This window comes from Pseudomonas extremorientalis (assembly GCF_001870465.1).
Classification (GTDB): domain Bacteria; phylum Pseudomonadota; class Gammaproteobacteria; order Pseudomonadales; family Pseudomonadaceae; genus Aquipseudomonas; species Aquipseudomonas extremorientalis.
In genome coordinates this window covers 47,083-62,063 of sequence record NZ_MDGK01000034.1, presented here as the reverse complement: position 1 = coordinate 62,063, position 14,981 = coordinate 47,083, and the positions used below count along the sequence as shown (strand labels likewise).

At 62.6% G+C, this 14,981-nt stretch carries 12 protein-coding genes; 6 read left to right on the top strand and 6 right to left on the bottom strand.

All coding sequences use genetic code 11. From position 1 onward, the window contains the following. The first annotated feature begins 40 nt into the window (after positions 1–40). On the top strand, positions 41–838 hold the full coding sequence (locus tag BFN10_RS13595) for a class II aldolase/adducin family protein (protein ID WP_071490093.1): 798 nt from the start codon (positions 41–43) through the stop codon (positions 836–838). A gap of 50 nt (positions 839–888) precedes the next feature. Here BFN10_RS13595 and BFN10_RS13590 read toward each other — a convergent pair whose 3' ends face one another. The 3 genes from BFN10_RS13590 to BFN10_RS13580 all read right to left on the bottom strand — a co-directional run bounded on the left by BFN10_RS13590 (position 889) and on the right by BFN10_RS13580 (position 3,562). Next, positions 889–1,971 carry an LLM class flavin-dependent oxidoreductase gene (locus BFN10_RS13590; protein WP_071490092.1) on the bottom strand — a complete coding sequence of 361 codons (1,083 nt, stop codon included), beginning with the start codon at positions 1,969–1,971 and terminating at the stop codon, positions 889–891. 374 nt (positions 1,972–2,345) lie between these two features. After that, positions 2,346–2,693 carry a hypothetical protein gene (locus BFN10_RS13585; RefSeq protein WP_071490091.1) on the bottom strand — a complete coding sequence of 116 codons (348 nt, stop codon included), beginning with the start codon at positions 2,691–2,693 and terminating at the stop codon, positions 2,346–2,348. A gap of 146 nt (positions 2,694–2,839) precedes the next feature. Beyond that, positions 2,840–3,562 (bottom strand): pirin family protein, encoded by a 723-nt coding sequence (locus BFN10_RS13580; RefSeq protein WP_071490090.1) that lies wholly within the window; start codon positions 3,560–3,562, stop codon positions 2,840–2,842. A gap of 180 nt (positions 3,563–3,742) precedes the next feature. Here BFN10_RS13580 and BFN10_RS13575 point away from each other — a divergent pair, with 180 nt between their 5' ends. Together BFN10_RS13575 and BFN10_RS13570 are read left to right on the top strand one after the other, a co-directional pair. Beyond that, entirely contained in the window at positions 3,743–4,693 is a 951-nt protein-coding gene (locus BFN10_RS13575) for a GlxA family transcriptional regulator (protein ID WP_071490089.1), read from the top strand. Between the two features lie 149 nt (positions 4,694–4,842). Continuing rightward, a complete protein-coding gene (locus BFN10_RS13570) occupies positions 4,843–6,312 on the top strand; it encodes an ATP-binding protein (RefSeq protein WP_071490088.1) in 1,470 nt (489 codons plus the stop codon). Here BFN10_RS13570 and BFN10_RS13565 read toward each other — a convergent pair. Beyond that, positions 6,259–9,021, bottom strand: a complete 2,763-nt coding sequence (locus tag BFN10_RS13565; protein ID WP_071490087.1) for an ATP-binding protein — start codon at positions 9,019–9,021, stop codon at positions 6,259–6,261. The genes BFN10_RS13570 and BFN10_RS13565 overlap by 54 nt on opposite strands. A 58-nt stretch (positions 9,022–9,079) precedes the next feature. Continuing rightward, the gene (locus BFN10_RS13560; RefSeq protein WP_071490086.1) at positions 9,080–9,478 is read right to left on the bottom strand and encodes a helix-turn-helix domain-containing protein; all 399 of its coding nucleotides are present in this window, start codon (positions 9,476–9,478) and stop codon (positions 9,080–9,082) included. Positions 9,479–9,682: 204 nt separating this feature from the next. On the opposite strand from BFN10_RS13560, the gene BFN10_RS13555 reads away from it, so the two are divergent. Together BFN10_RS13555 and BFN10_RS13550 are read left to right on the top strand one after the other, a co-directional pair. Then, positions 9,683–10,591, top strand: coding sequence for a LysR family transcriptional regulator (locus BFN10_RS13555; RefSeq protein ID WP_071490112.1), 909 nt, complete (start codon positions 9,683–9,685; stop codon positions 10,589–10,591). A gap of 709 nt (positions 10,592–11,300) precedes the next feature. Further along, positions 11,301–11,738, top strand: coding sequence for a carboxymuconolactone decarboxylase family protein (locus BFN10_RS13550; protein ID WP_071490085.1), 438 nt, complete (start codon positions 11,301–11,303; stop codon positions 11,736–11,738). Between the two features lie 3 nt (positions 11,739–11,741). On the opposite strand, the gene BFN10_RS13545 is transcribed toward BFN10_RS13550, so the two are convergent. Further along, a complete protein-coding gene (locus BFN10_RS13545) occupies positions 11,742–13,895 on the bottom strand; it encodes a TonB-dependent siderophore receptor (RefSeq protein ID WP_071490084.1) in 2,154 nt (717 codons plus the stop codon). A gap of 184 nt (positions 13,896–14,079) precedes the next feature. Here BFN10_RS13545 and BFN10_RS13540 point away from each other — a divergent pair, with 184 nt between their 5' ends. Next, positions 14,080–14,859: an acetoin reductase gene (locus BFN10_RS13540; RefSeq protein WP_071490083.1), complete on the top strand. Its 780-nt coding sequence runs from the start codon at positions 14,080–14,082 to the stop codon at positions 14,857–14,859. Positions 14,860–14,981 lie beyond the last annotated feature (122 nt).

Sequence of the window (14,981 nt, the reverse complement as noted above, 5' to 3'; positions counted from 1 at the left end):
CTTGCCTGGAAGTCCTTAAGGCCATCCAGGAAGTTTTGCCATGAGCAGCGTCACCTCGATTTCCAGCGTTTCCAGCAACACCGTCCGACAACGCGTCACGCCAGAAGAATGGGAAGTGCGCGTCAAGCTGGCCGCCGCCTATCGTCTGGCCGCCTTATACAAGTGGACCGACCACATCTATACCCACTTCTCCGCCCGCGTGCCGGGCCCGGAGGAGCATTTCCTGATCAATGCCTTTGGGCTGCTGTTCGATGAAATCAGCGCGTCCAACCTGGTCAAGGTCGACCTCGACGGCACTATCGTGGATGACCCGACGGGCCTGGGCATCAACTACGCCGGCTATGTGATCCACAGCGCCATCCATGGCGCGCGTCACGACCTGCAAGCCGTGCTGCACACCCACACCCGCGACGGCATTGCGGTATCGGCGCAAAAAGACGGCTTGCTGCCGATCTCCCAGCACTCCATCGGTTTTTCCGGGCGCGTGGCCTATCACGGTTATGAAGGGATTGCCCTCGACCTTGACGAGCGCGAGCGGTTGGTCGCTGACCTGGGCGACAAAAGTGTGATGATCCTGCGCAATCATGGGTTGTTGACCGCGGGCGTCAGCGTAGAGCATGCGTTTCAGCAACTGCAGCAACTGGAGCGGGCCTGCAATATCCAGATTGCAGCCCAGGCAGCGGGGAATGCGGAGTTGATCTTCCCGCCGCAGGAAGTGGTGGGCAAAGTCGAGCAACAGGCCAAGGCGCACGCCAGCGGCGAAGGTCCGGGCGTGGCGCGGCATTGGAATGCGCTGGTCCGTCAGTTGGAGCGTAGCGATACCGACTACAAAAACTGATCTTGATGTGGGAGAGGGCAAGCCCCTCCCACATTGGTTTTGCGTTTTTCTCAGGCTACTTGTTGTGCCTGTTCGCGTTCTGCGATCAATTGGCGGGTGAGGGGGATCAGGCGCTTGCCGTAATCGATCGCATCATTGAGCGGGTCGAACCCGCGAATCAGGAACGTGGTGATCCCCAGGTCGTAGTAATCCACCAAGGCTTCCGCGACCTGCTCAGCGGTGCCCACCAGCGAGGTGGAATTGCCCTGTGCACCGAGCAACCCGGCAATCCCGGTCCACAAGCGTTTATCCAGCCGGGTACCTTGAGCCGCCGCGGCGAGCAGGCGGCGCGAGCCTTCGTTGGGCGGTTCACGCCGCACAAAGCCGTTTTTCTCGGCCAGCTCGGTCGCCTGCTGCAGGATGCGCTCGGCCCGGGCCCATGCCAGCTCTTCGGTCTCGGCGAGGATCGGCCGCAACGACAAGCTGAAACGGATCGTACGCCCATGCCTGGCTGCTTCGGCGCGTACCTGGGTCACGATCTCGCGCACCTGCTCGTAAGTTTCGCCCCACAGCGCATACACGTCGGCATGCTTGCCCGCCACTTCGATTGCGGCTTTGGACGAGCCGCCGAAATACAGCGGGATATGCGGCTGCTGCGGCGACTTCACCGTGGAGTGCGCACCTTCGACCTGATAGTAGGTGCCCTTGAAGTCGAAGGGCTGTTCGCTGGTCCATTCCTGGCGTACCACGCTCAGGTATTCGTCGGTGCGGGCGTAGCGTTCGTCCTTGCCGATATGGCTGCCATCGGCGCGCAGTTCGCGGTCGTCACCGCCGGTGATGATGTGCACCGCCGTACGCCCGCCGTTGAATACATCAAGGGTGGTGAATTGGCGCGCGGCCAGTGTGGGCTGGGCGAAACCGGGGCGATGGGCGATGAGAAATTGCAGCCTGGTGGTCACGCTGGCGGCGTGGGAGGCGATCAGCGTGCTGTCCGGGCTGTTGGAGTGGAAGGCCACCAGGGCACGGTCGAAACCGGCCTCTTCGTGGGCGCGGGCCACGCTCTCGACATAGTCGGGTTGCAGGGTAGGGCCGCTGCGCGGATGGATCTCGGAAGCGTGATGGCCGCCAATGTAGCCGATGAATTCGATGCTCATGGTCTGTCCTTGTCTTGGGTGTGATTACCACCTCCACCGGGCAGGGGGTCGGTTATTCGCGTCCAAAGTAGGGGCAGGGGCGGGGTCTGTAAAATGCCGATTGGTTCTAACCTAATTATTAAAATGTTAAATTATAAAACTGATTAGATATCAATTAATTGCATTTTTAATGTCCGGGCGAATTATCCACCGGTTTTGCATGCGCCAAGGCTGACCTTGGATAACGTTGTATTTTTCCCGGCACTGAGGGCCTGGATCTTAACGGGTCGGTGTCGCCTAATTGGTGGTCGCGCCGATCAGGTCCATCAAGCGCCCACAGACGAAAAAAAACCGGCTGATCAGGCCGGTTTGGGGTTCCCGCAAACAGCGCGGGATTATGCGTTGTTGCCTTGCAGGCGATCAGCACCGCCTTCGGCAAGACCACGTTCCTGAAGACGATCAGCACCGCCTTCGGCCAGGCCACGTTCCTGCAGACGATCAGCACCGCCTTCGGCCAGGCCACGTTCCTGCAGGCGATCAGCGCCACCTTCGGCGACACGGCGTTCCAGCAGGCGGTCCGAACCACCTTCGGCAACACGGTTGCCTTGCAGGCGGTCGGCACCACCCTCGGCGACGCGGCTTTCAATCAGGCGATCCGAACCGCCTTCAGCCACGACCGGGTGGGCAAAAGCATTGGCAGCGAGTACCGAGAAAGCGAGGCTAAGCAAGATTTGGCGTTTCATGAGAGTGTGCTCCGAGTGTGTTGGTTGGGGTGTTGCCTGGTATGGGGTTGATGTTACGCGTTGCATTTTTCAAGAGAACTTCATTGGGCTGATGGTGACTATCGACGCCAGCGATGGCTCGTTTTTGCGAGCCATCGCGGGGCCGGTCATGGCATCTGCGGCAGTTCCTGCGGGCGCAGGTCGAACACCAGCACCTCGGCATCTTCACCGTGGCTCAAGCGGATCTGCCGTTCATCCCGCACCCGGGCGCCGTCGCCTTCGCGCAAGCGCTGGCCGTTGATTTCAACGCTGCCCCGGGCCACATGGAGGTACACATGGCGATCGGGCGGCAGGTCCAGGGTCGCGGTTTCATCACCGTTGAACAGCCCGGCATACACCCGTGCGTCCTGGCGCACGCTGAGGGAGCCATCGGCACCGTCCGGCGAGATGATCAACTGCAGGCGCCCACGTTTCTGGGCCTCGCTGAAGTGTTCCTGCTGGTAGCGTGGTTCGGCACCGGCCACGGCAGGCACGATCCAGATTTGCAGGAAGTGCACGCCACGGGTCTGGCTGTGGTTGAACTCGCTGTGGGCCACGCCGCTGCCGGCGCTCATCAGTTGCACATCGCCGGGGCGGATCACCGAGCCGGTGCCCAGGGTGTCCTTGTGTTCCAGGGCGCCTTCGAGCACATAAGAGAAGATCTCCATATCGCGGTGTGGGTGCTGGCCGAAACCTTTGCCGGCGGCGACACGGTCATCGTTGATCACCAGCAGGTCGGAAAACCCTTGTTCGTTCGGGTTCCAGTAGTTGGCGAACGAGAAGGTGTGGAACGACTTCAACCAACCGTGATTGGCGGCGCCGCGTTCGGAAGCTTTGCGAAGGGTCAGCATGGTCTTGTCCTCAAGTGAGAGCGGGCTGCGGCATGCAGGGCTCTTGCGTTGAGAAGAAGGTTAATGGTTACTGGAATATTCATTAAGAAGATGAAAACTGAATTACTGTCTCTTTAAAGTTGACAGTTTCAAGCGTGTCATAATGCCTGTCGTACTCCTTCCCGATGGACCTTTCCCGCTATGAAAACCGTGGCCATGGTGCTGTTTCCGGACTTCCTCCTGCTCGATATGGCAGGGCCGCTCGAGGTGTTTTCCATTGCCAACCGTTACCTGCCAGCGTCGGCGCACTACCAGATCCTCACCCTCGGCACCGAGCCCGGTCCATTGCGCGCCTCCAATGGCGTAGCCGTGCAGACTGACCTGCTGCTGGACCAGGCCCAGGATGCCTATGACCTGCTGCTGGTGCCCGGCGGCCCCGGTGCCTATAACGAATGTCATCCGGCGCTGCTGCCGTGGCTGAGGGCCGCGGCTCCGCGGGCGCGGCGCTTCGGTTCGATCTGCACCGGGGCCTTTGTGCTGGGGCATGCCGGGCTGCTGGACGGTCACCGCGTGACCACGCACTGGCACTACACCGAGCGACTGATCAAGGCGTTTCCCAAGGCAATGGTCGAAACGGATCGCATCTACCTGCAGGACGGGCGCCTGATCACTTCGGGCGGCGTCACGGCCGGCATCGACCTGGCGCTGTCGGTGGTGGCCCAGGACCATGGCAAACAAGTCGCCGTGGACGTGGCCAAGGTGTTGCTGGTGGTGATGAAACGCCAGGGCGGCCAGGCGCAGTTCAGCCCGATGACGGCGGCGGTGGCACCGCAGGAAACCACGATTACCCGGGTACAGAACCATGTGCTGGCGCATCTGGACCAACCGTTCACCATCGAGTCCATGGCTGAGTTGGCCGGCATGAGCGCCCGCCATTTTGCGCGGCTGTTCGCCAAGGAAGTGCAGATGACGCCCATGGTCTTCCTGCAAGGTGCACGCATCGACCGCGCCCGGCAATTGCTGGAAACCACCGACCTGCAGCTCAAGACCGTGGCTTTTCACGCAGGCTTCGGTAGCGTGCGGCATATGCGCTTTCTGTTCAGTGAAAAACTGGGCCTCAACCCGACCCAATACCGACAGCAGTTCAGTTAACGACAGAATGTCCGTCTCGCGCACCCGAATGTCCGTATCGCTCCCTGTGCCAGCATTGTCCTGTCACGGGTAGCTGGCAAGATAGCGTCAAGCCCACGGAAAAGGATGCGCAAACGCCCAGGGCCGGGCGTTTCAGCGCTATTGCACACATGAACAATCCTCAGGCGATTGACGCTGATGGCACGGTACGCTTCGGTGCCTATGTGTTTCACCGGCAGCAGCGGTTGGTCAGCAAGTCGGGTTGGCCGGTGCCTGTGGGCGGGCGGGCGCTGGATATCCTCACGGCGCTGCTCGAAGCGCCCGGGCAGTTCATCAGCAAAGCCACTCTGATCGAGCGGGTCTGGCCGAACAGCGTGGTGGAAGAAAACAACCTGAGGGTGCACATCGCCGCACTGCGTCGCGTGCTCGATGGGCAGCAGTTCATTCTTAATGACCCTCTGCGCGGCTACTGTTTCGCAGCCCCGGTGCAGGGCGCGCAGCCCGCCGCGCTGCCTCGGCACAACCTGACGGCGCGGCTCAGTGCGGTGGTGGGCCGTGACGAGGTGTTGGGCGTGCTGGTTCGGCGTCTGTCCGGGCAACACCTGATGACCCTCACCGGGTGCGCCGGTGTCGGCAAAAGCACCCTGGCCCTGGCATTGGCCCAGCGCGTGTTGCCGCGCTACCGGGACGGCGTGTGGTGGGTTGACCTGGCTACGGTGGAAGCACCGATGACCATGCTGCGCGACCTGGCTGCCGCGCTGCACCTGGAACCCTGCGCCCACGCCAGCGAGCTGTGCCGTCAATTGGCCTCGCGCCAACTGTTGCTGGTGCTCGACGGCGCAGACCTGCTGCTCGGCGCCTGCCGGCATCTGGTGCGTGTGCTGCGCGAAACCGCGCCTCAGGTCAGCGTGCTGGTGACCAGCCGTGAAAGCCTGCAAGTCCCCGGTGAATGGGTACAGCGTGTGCCGAGGCTGGCGATCCCGGCGCCGGCGGCCATGGGCTGTATCGAACAGGCGATGGCTTACCCGGCGGTGCAGTTATTTGTTGCGCGGGTGCGTGCCGGCCAGCAAGGGTTCGCGCTGCGCCTCCATGACCTGGCGCCGCTGCGAGACATCTGTCGGCGTCTGGACGGTATCCCACTGGCCTTGGAGTTGGCCGCCGCCCAAGTCGATGCCCTCGGTGTGCGCGGTTTGCAGCAGCAGTTGCGCGCGGGCTTGCAGGTGCTGACCCGAGGCCGGCGCACCGCGGTGGAACGCCACCAATCCCTGACGGCGGCCCTGGACTGGACCTACCAGCGCCTGAGCCTGCCGGAGCGCTGGCTATTCCTGCAATTGGGTTTATTCAAGATGGCCGTGACCGTGCCCACCTTGAGTGAACTGGTCGCCGGGACCGAGTTGGAACACGCCGACCTGTCCTACCTGCTGGGGCGCTTGGTGGGTGCGTCGCTGCTGACCCTGGAACCGGGCCCAGGCAGCCCGCGTTACCGCCTGCTCAATTGCGTGCGCAGCTACGCCCTGGCGCAACTGCGCGACCCGTTGCAGGTGGCGCGTTTGCAGCAGGGCTACGGGCATTACCTAGGGCCGTTTTCAGGCCGGCCGTTTGTCCTGCAACTGGTCGAGCAGGCTGCGTACGCGGACTAGGTCCTGGGTGGCAAAGCCTTCGGTGAAGCGGGCGTAGATCGAACCCAGCAAATCGCGCGCCGCCTTTACGCGGCCTTGCGTCTGCCACAGGCTTGCCAACGAGGTTGCACTGCGTAATTCCCAGGCCAGCGCGCCTTGCTGGTGCGCCAGGCCCAGGGCTTCCAGCAGCAGGGCTTCTGCCGCACGGCTGTCGGCCAGGCTTTCGGCGCGCACTCGCAGGATTTCCGGGGTGCACCAGCCGGCTGCGCCACTTCTGGCGCGCTCGAAGGCCGCGTCACTGACCTCGATTGCATTGAAGGTCACCAGGATATCCTCGACCAGGCCCAATCCCTGCACATCCGCGATGGCTAGCGTGCCCTCATAACAACGCGCCCAGGTGTGAAACAACTGCACCGAGTGCTTTTGCGCCTGCTGCAGCAGTTGATCCTGGTGTTCGTGGGCCATGGCGCTGTCGCCGTTGTAGCGAGCGATGACCACCCCGGCCAATGCCAGGGTGTAGCAGATCGACGTACCGTGATTGATTTGCAAGGCCAGCGCCAGCGCCTGGCTCGCCGTACGCCACGCACGCTCCGGATAACCGCGCAGCCACAGGATGCGTGCAAGGATGGTCAGCGAGGCGACGCTCTGGTCGTACTGCACGCCAAAGCCATGGGTAAAGCGGTTGAGATGGCCGCTCTGGGCCATGCGCTGGATCACTTGCTCGGCATTGTGCTGCGCGAGGGCCTGGTGACCGGCGAAGTGCTGTGCCAACACCCGCAGGCGCTGGGCACTGAGGGGCAGCAAAGGCTCGGCACGGGGGCCGAGCTGGTCGAAGTGCAGGCTCTGCGCCAAGGCCTCCCGGTAGTTGCCGCAGCACAGGTTTACCGCCATGTGCCCCGATACCGCACGTAACTGGCCGGCCAGGTCCTTGCCGGCTTCCGCCAGGCGACGCGCGCAACTGAATGCTGCAATGGTCTGCGGCGTGCCGCCCTGGGTGTGATAGGAAAAACTGCCCAGCGCCAGCTGCAAGGCCATGTTCAAGCGCTGGCTCGGCGCATTCGATTGCCTCAGTCGCGCCAGGGCCTTGCCCACATACAAGCCATGTTCGCGCAGCAGCGACAACTCCTGCCACAACGGCATCGCACTCACCGTCAGGCGAATGCCCAGCAGGTGCGCACCCTGGTCGCCCAGGCCCCAGTCGAGGGCGGCGCGGATGTCTTCGCGCAGCGGCGCATAACGGTCGATCCAGGTCTGGGTTGCGATCAGCTCCCAATCGTCCTGGGCCTGGTTCATCTGCGCCAGGCAGCGCTCGGCGTGGCGCTGGCGGGTAGCGTGGAGTTCTTGGGCGACGCTGAGTTTTTCCAGGGCATAGGTGCGGGTGATGTCCAGCAGGCGGTAGACCATCTCGTCATCGCCGGCTTCCACATTGAGCAAGGACTTGGCGACCAACTGGGTGATCGAACCCAGCACTTCGTGTGGTGCAATCTGCTCCCCGGCAATCACCGCCGCTGCGCTGGCCAGGCTGAACCCTCCGCGAAATACCGCCAGGCGACGCAGGCAGATCTGTTCGCAGGCGGTCAGTAGCGCAAAGCTCCAGTCCAGGGTGGCGCGCAGGGTTTGATGACGGGGCAGGGCGCTGCGCCGGCCTCTCGTGAGCAGGCGAAAGTTGTCTTCCATTTGCACCAGCAGTCCGGGCAGGCCGAAGCGTTCGATCTGCGCCGCCACGAGTTCGATGGCCAGGGGAATACCGTCCAGGCGCTGGCAGATATCAATCGCCAGCGGCAGCTCGGCCTCGCTCAGTTCAAAGCTGTCCTGATGGGACATGGCCCGCTCGATCAACAATTGCAGGGCCGGGTAGCCCAGCGCCTGGGCGCGGTTGCCGGTGGCGGGCGGGCAGGCCAGGGGCTCCAGGCGCTGCACGTGTTCGCCCTCGGCGCGCAATGCCTCGCGGCTGGTGGCCAGGATGTGCAATCGGGGCGCGTGGCGCAGCAGGGTTTCACTGATCAGGGCGATGTCGTCGAGCACGTGTTCGCAATTGTCGATCACCAGCAGCAACTGGTGCTCCTGCAAGCGCCGCGCAAACGTGGGCAGGGCTTCGTGCTCAGCGTGGGTAAGGTCGAGCAGGGCGGCAAGGTTGGGCAGGATCATCGATGGCGCGCTCAGTGGCGCCAGGTCCAGTAAGAGGATGCCGTCGCGGTAGTGCCCGATCAGCAATTCCGCCACCCGCAGCGCCACTGTGGTCTTGCCGATGCCGCCGGCGCCGGTCAGGGTGATAAAGCGTTGCTCGGGCAGTTGCTGTACCAGGCTGTCGATCAGGGCCTGGCGGCCGAGCATGCGCGTACGGCGCAGCGGCAAATTGTGGCAGGGGCGTTGGGGGGCACCTTCGGTTGGCAGGGTCATCGGCTCGATGCTCAGTGGCGCAACAAAACTGTAGCCCCGCTGGGCTACGGTCACGATATAGCGCTGCCCGGCCTGGCCATCGCCCAATGCCTTGCGCAACGCCGCCATGTGCACCCGCAGGTTGCCGTCTTCCACCACGCTCCTGGGCCAGACGCGGGCAATCAGTTCCTGCTTGCTCACCACATTGCCGGCCTGTTCCAGCAGGATCAGCAGGATATCCACCGCACGCCGGCCCAGCCGCAACGGTCGACCGGCCTCCAGCACCAGGCGCTGGCGCGGGTGGATGCGGTAGGGGCCGAAATGCACGGCCTGGTCGCTGAGGTCGTTCATGGGTGGCCATGCTCGGAACGGGATGAGCGGCCAGCATAGGCCAGGCAGGCCAGGACCACTAGGCCGCGATCACTTGCGGTTTAGGGCGAGAGTGGTGATTTCGCCAGGTCATCGGGTTGACGCCTTCGCTACGGGTGAACATATGACAAAAGTGCGCCTGGTCGCAGAAGCCGCATTCCAGGCTGATTTGCGTCAGGCTCAAGGATGACTGGGCAATCAGTTCCTTGGCCCGCTGGATGCGCTGTTGGCGGATCCATTCCTGCGGCGACAGCCCGGTGGTGCACTTGAAGGCACGGGAAAAATGGCTGCGCGACAGGGCGCAGGCCTGGGCGATGTCGGCAATGGCCAGGCTTTCGCCGAGATTGGCCAGGATCAGTTGCTTGGCGATGCGCTCGCGCCGGGGGCACAGGCCCCCGGTGGCGGACAAGCGAGGGGTGTATTGATCGAGTCGGGCCATGACAGATATCCGCAGTCGATGGGAGCGTTCCCGGTGGATGGATGCAGTGTAGACGTGGCCAATCTTGTTGCCGGACCGTCCGGCTGACGAGTTAATCGTTGTTAATTTCGCCAGGTGCCGACCAGGAAAAGACAGCACAGGCGTGCAATGTGGCCGGCGCCTGGCGTGGTTATCTGTGAGCTTGCCAACCGTGTGGATATCACCATGAATCGCAACGACCTGCGCCGCGTCGACATGAACCTGCTGGTGATTTTCGAGGCGTTGATGTTCGAGAAGAACCTGACCCGGGTCGCCGAAAAACTCTTCATGGGCCAACCGGCGGTGAGTGCGGCACTGGGACGCTTGCGCGATCTGTTCGACGACCCGTTGCTGCTGCGCAACGGGCGGGGCATGGAACCCACGCCACGCGCCGTGGCGATACTCAAGGAGTTGCAACCGGCCATGGACACCATTTCCGGCGCGGTCAGCCGTGCCAAGGATTTCGACCCTTCCACCAGTTGTGCAGTGTTTCGCATTGGCCTCTCGGACGACGCTGAATTTGGCCTGTTCCCACCGTTGCTCAGCCAACTGCGCGAAGAGGCACCGGGGATCATCGTGGTGGTGCGTCGGGCCAATTACCTGTTGATGTCGTCGCTGCTGGCCAGCGGCGAGATTTCGGTGGGGGTGAGCTACACCACGGAATTGCCGGCGAATGCCAAGCGCAAGAAACTGCGGGATATTCCGTGCAAGGTCTTGCGTGGGGATGACGGTGTTGAACCGTTGACCCTCGACGACTACTGCGAACGGCCCCATGCGATGGTGTCGTTTTCGGGGGATTTGAGCGGCAACATCGACCTGGACCTGGCGCGCATTGGTCGTACCCGCCGGGTGGTGCTGGCGGTGCCGCAGTTCAGTGGGTTGCGGGCGTTGCTTGCCGGTACGCAGATTATTGCGACGGTGCCGGATTATGCTGCGTGTGCGTTGACGGAGGGCACGTCGCTACGGGCGCAGGACCCGCCGTTTGCGATCGATGCGGCGGAGTTGTCGATGGTGTGGAGTGGGGTGCATGACAATGACCCGGCGGAGCGGTGGTTGAGGGGCAGGATTGGGGAGCATATGGCTCGGGTGGTTTGACTGAGTACATATCCGATGCTTCGGTAACGGCTACTTATGGTTCCGCTCTTACAGCGGCTCACTTTTGAAGAGCGCAAAGTAAGCAAAACGCTCTTGCCCCAACACTCGGCACCTCGCCTAGGCTCGGTGTGCCCTCTCTCCGGCTTGAATCCGTGGGCCGCCGCAATGGGCCATCCATGGCCCAGTGCGGCTAACCCGGCGTCCTGCCGGGTTACCCACGGATTCAAGCCTGCGTTCGGCCAGCGTGTTTGACGGGGCGATCCCAGATCAAAAGCAAGAGCGCGGCGGCCTTAGAGCCGACCGGATTGTATGGCCGGTACTCGGTCAAAGTGTGGGAGGGGGCAAGCCCCCTCCCACAGTTTGATCTTCATGTATCAGTTGAAGGGTGGTTTGCTCTGGCTCTGGCTTTTGATCTGCTTTTGATTTTGATSTTARGCCCCCCAAATCACTGTCGGATTACGGGCACACCGAGCCTAGGCGAGGTGCCGAGTGTTGGGGCAAGAGCCCTTTGCTTACTTTGGGCTGGGCCGGCATTCCGGCTTTTCCAAAGTGAGCCGCTGTAAGGGCGGAACCATAAGCGGGCGTTACCTAAATAACGGATATGTACTCACAAAAATTGGTCACCCATTCTTACCCCGAATTGGCTATTCCTCCCCCAAGGCCCGATGACTAACCTAGCCATCAATCCCCACTGCCCTGGAGCATCACCATGCAACCCCGTACCGACTTCTACACCGCCTCCCCAGACGCCATGAAAGCCATGCTCGCCCTGGAAGCCGCCGTGGGCAAACTCTCCATCGAGCTGCCACTGCTGGAACTGATACGCCTGCGGGTGTCGCAGATCAACGGCTGTGCCTTCTGCCTCGACATGCACACCGCCGACGCCCGCAAAGGTGGCGAGACCGAACGTCGCCTGTACACCGTGTCAGCCTGGCGCGAAACGCCGTTCTTCACCCCGCGTGAACGCGCTGCATTGGCTTGGGCTGAAAGCCTTACCCTGATCAGCCACACCCACGCGCCGGATGAAGACTTCAACGCACTGGCCGCCGAGTTCAGCCCCAAGGAACAGGTCGACCTCAGCGTGGCCATCGCCACCATCAACAGCTGGAACCGCCTGGCCGTGGGTTTCCGCAAGATGCCGAAGTAAGCCTCAGAAATTCACCGAAGCACTCAGGCGCGCCGTCAATGGCGCGCCCTGGAACAGGTAGTCATCGCCCATGTACTCGCCCGCGTCGCGCCAGTAGCGCTTGTCGAACAGGTTGTCGACGCTCAGGCGGAACACCGTGTCATAGCCGCTCACCTGGGTGGTGTAGCGGCTGCCCACATTCACCACCGCGTAATCCCCCACTTGCACATTGCCGCTGCGGTTGGCGTACTTCTTGGCGCTGTATTGCACGCCGCCCAGCACCGCCAGGCCGTTCACCCAGGGCAACGCATAGTCGGCATACACACTGGCGCGCAGCTTGGGCACGTTGATCGCCTGGTGGCCTTCGTAGTCCGCTGTGCCGCTGCCGGTCACTCGCGCACGAATCGCCGCCACGCTGGTTGCGATCTGCAGGCGTTCGGTGGCCCAGCCGTTGGCTGACAATTCCAGCCCGGTGTTCTTTTGCTCGCCTTGCTGCACGTAGTCGAATTTGCCCGTGCCATCTGGCTTGGCGTACTGATAGGCCTGGCGGGTCTGGAACACGGCGGCGGCGAAGCTGATGCGGCGCCAGTCGTATTTCACCCCGGCTTCGATTTGGCGTGAGGTGGTGGGGGCGAGGGTTTCGCCTTCGTTTCTGGTTGTCCACGGCGCCTGACCGCCCAGGGACAGGCCTTTGCTGTAGCTGGTGTAGAGCGAGATGTTTTCGACCGGTTTGTAGATCAACGACGCCTGGGGCAGGAACACGTACTGCTGGGTATGCCGTACCTCGTCACCAGAGGTACCGTCGAAGGCTTGTTCGTCCAGACGCACTTCGCGGCCACCGAGGATGGTTTGCCATTGCTCGTTGAGGCGGATGCGGTCGGTGACGAACAGGCCGTACTGGCGACTGTCGAGGTTGCGATGGCTGTCGTTCAGCGGCTTGTCGGTGGGGGTGAAAGTTGGGGCGTCGACGTTGATATTGGTGCTGCCGATGTATTCGTTGACCGACTTGCGCTTGTCGACTATCCGGCGAAAGGCGCTGGTGCCAAACGTCAGTTCATGACCCAGGCTGCCCGTGTTGAACAGCCCGGTCATGGCCGCCTGCACTTCGTCGTCGCGGCGGGTGTCGTCGGGGCTGCGGTAGTCGTAGACGTCGTAGTCGCCGGTGGGGCTGAAGAAGGCGGTGCCGCAATCGGTCACATAGAAGCAACCATAGGCAAACGAACTGTAGTCATCGATCACCACCTTGCTGCGCGCCGCGCTCACGCTGCCTTTCCACTGATCATTGAAGCGGTATTCAAACTTGCCGTTGAGATTCAGCGAATCAATGCCCACCTGCCTGGACCCGCTCTGGTGCCCCAGCAGTTTCTTCGGTGAGGCCCCGTGTGGCACCTCGGTGCCGCCCAGCAATTGGTAGCCCGGCACCGAGCGTTGTTGCTTGTCCTGGTACTCGGCGTCCAGTTGCAATACGGCATCGGGGCTGATGTTCCAGTCAAAGGCCAGGGACACAAAATCGCGCTGGCCATTGGCGTGTTCCACGTAGGAGGCGAGGTCTTCGTGGGCGACGTTGGCGCGCAGGCCGAATTGTTGCTCGCTGCCGAACCAGCCACCGACGTCGGTGGCGACATAGCCGCTGCCGCGATCATCGGTGGAAACGGTCACCGAGCGCACGTCTTCTGGGCGCTTGGTCACGTAGTTGATCACGCCGCTGGGTTCGGAAATCCCGCTCTGCAGGCCGGCCAGGCCCTTGAGCACTTCGACCTGCTGCTTGTTCTCCAGCGCGACGTTCTGCTCGCCGGTGATGGTGCGTCCATTGATCTTGTAGCTGCTCGCCGCATTCAGCGAAAAGCCGCGCACCACAAAGTTTTCGTAGTAGCCGATGGGCGCATAGCTGTCGCCCACCGAGGCGTCGTTGCGCAGTACTTCACTGAGCAGGCGCGCTTGCTGGTCCTTGATCAGTGCGGCGTTGATCACCGTGATCGAGGCCGGGGTGTCGAGCAGTGGCGCTTCGTCGACGCCGCTCACCGAGGCGGTGTCGCTGCGGTAGCCGGATGCATCCTGACCCTGGACCTTCACCGCCGGCAGTTCAAGGTCTGCCGCCAGGCTGTGACCGATGCCGCCGCTGAGCAGCAGACCGAGGGCGAAACGTGAGGTGACGACGGGACGAAAACGCAAAACCATGGGGGCAGGGCCTTAAAGCGCGGGCGGGGGGCGCATAAGCTAGGCATAAGTGCGCACTTTTACAAGAATGATTCGCACCTTGAGACATCCCGTCTCAGGCCGCATGCCAATCCATGTGCACCTCGACAGCCCGCAGCACGCCTGCGATAGACAAGGCTTCCCTCATCAATTGCAGGAGAACCCCATGAGTATTGCTGGAAAAGTCGCGCTGGTGACCGGCGCCGGGCAGGGCATTGGCCGGGCCATCGCCTTGCGCCTGGCACAGGACGGTGCCGATATCGCCTTGGTGGACATCAATGGCGCCAAGCTCGAAGCCGTGGCCGCCGAAGTCGTCGCGCTGGGCCGCAAGGTCTCGGTGTTCGTCGCTGACGTGTCCAAGCGCGAACAGGTGGTGGCGGCGGTGGAGCATGCGCACCTGACCCTGGGTGGCTTCCACATCATCGTCAACAATGCCGGTGTGGCGCAGATCGATTCGCTGTTGGACGTCAGCCCGGAACAGGTCGAGCGCACCCTGGGCATCAACGTGCAGGGCGTGTTGTGGGGCATCCAGGCCGCCGGCAAGAAATTCAAGGCGCTCAAGCAGAAGGGCAAGATCATCAACGCCTGCTCCATCGCCGGCCATGAAGGTTTTGCGCTGCTGGGGGTGTACTCGGCCACCAAGTTTGCCGTACGTGCCTTGACCCAGGCGGCGGCCAAGGAGTTGGCGAGCGCCGGGATTACCGTAAACGCCTACTGTCCGGGCGTGGTGGGCACCGATATGTGGGTCGAGATCGACAAGCGCATGGCCGAGATCACCGGCGCCGAAGTCGGTGCGACCTACAAGAAGTATGTGGATGGCATCGCCTTGGGCCGGGCGCAGACGCCGGAGGATGTGGCAGGGCTGGTCGCGTACCTGGCCGGGCCGGATGCGGACTACATGACCGGGCAATCGCCGCTGATCGACGGTGGCCTTGTCTACCGCTGACATCTCAGATGTACCCAGTCCAATGTGGGAGGGGGCTTGCCCCCGATAGCAGTGTGTCAGCCACTGGAAGTATTAGCTGGTCCACCGCCATCGGGGGCAAGCCCCCTCCCACAGTGTTGACC

What these genes read in the sequence shown, in the direction of transcription:
- BFN10_RS13565 (WP_071490087.1), bottom strand. Translation starts at nt 9,021, where the DNA reads ATGAACGACCTCAGCGACCAGGCCGTGCATTTCGGCCCCTACCGCATC.
- BFN10_RS13550 (WP_071490085.1), top strand. Translation starts at nt 11,301, where the DNA reads ATGCAACCCCGTACCGACTTCTACACCGCCTCCCCAGACGCCATGAAA.
- BFN10_RS13545 (WP_071490084.1), bottom strand. Translation starts at nt 13,895, where the DNA reads ATGGTTTTGCGTTTTCGTCCCGTCGTCACCTCACGTTTCGCCCTCGGT.
- BFN10_RS13580 (WP_071490090.1), bottom strand. Translation starts at nt 3,562, where the DNA reads ATGCTGACCCTTCGCAAAGCTTCCGAACGCGGCGCCGCCAATCACGGT.
- BFN10_RS13595 (WP_071490093.1), top strand. Translation starts at nt 41, where the DNA reads ATGAGCAGCGTCACCTCGATTTCCAGCGTTTCCAGCAACACCGTCCGA.
- BFN10_RS13555 (WP_071490112.1), top strand. Translation starts at nt 9,683, where the DNA reads ATGAATCGCAACGACCTGCGCCGCGTCGACATGAACCTGCTGGTGATT.
- BFN10_RS13575 (WP_071490089.1), top strand. Translation starts at nt 3,743, where the DNA reads ATGAAAACCGTGGCCATGGTGCTGTTTCCGGACTTCCTCCTGCTCGAT.
- BFN10_RS13560 (WP_071490086.1), bottom strand. Translation starts at nt 9,478, where the DNA reads ATGGCCCGACTCGATCAATACACCCCTCGCTTGTCCGCCACCGGGGGC.
- BFN10_RS13585 (WP_071490091.1), bottom strand. Translation starts at nt 2,693, where the DNA reads ATGAAACGCCAAATCTTGCTTAGCCTCGCTTTCTCGGTACTCGCTGCC.
- BFN10_RS13570 (WP_071490088.1), top strand. Translation starts at nt 4,843, where the DNA reads ATGAACAATCCTCAGGCGATTGACGCTGATGGCACGGTACGCTTCGGT.
- BFN10_RS13590 (WP_071490092.1), bottom strand. Translation starts at nt 1,971, where the DNA reads ATGAGCATCGAATTCATCGGCTACATTGGCGGCCATCACGCTTCCGAG.
- BFN10_RS13540 (WP_071490083.1), top strand. Translation starts at nt 14,080, where the DNA reads ATGAGTATTGCTGGAAAAGTCGCGCTGGTGACCGGCGCCGGGCAGGGC.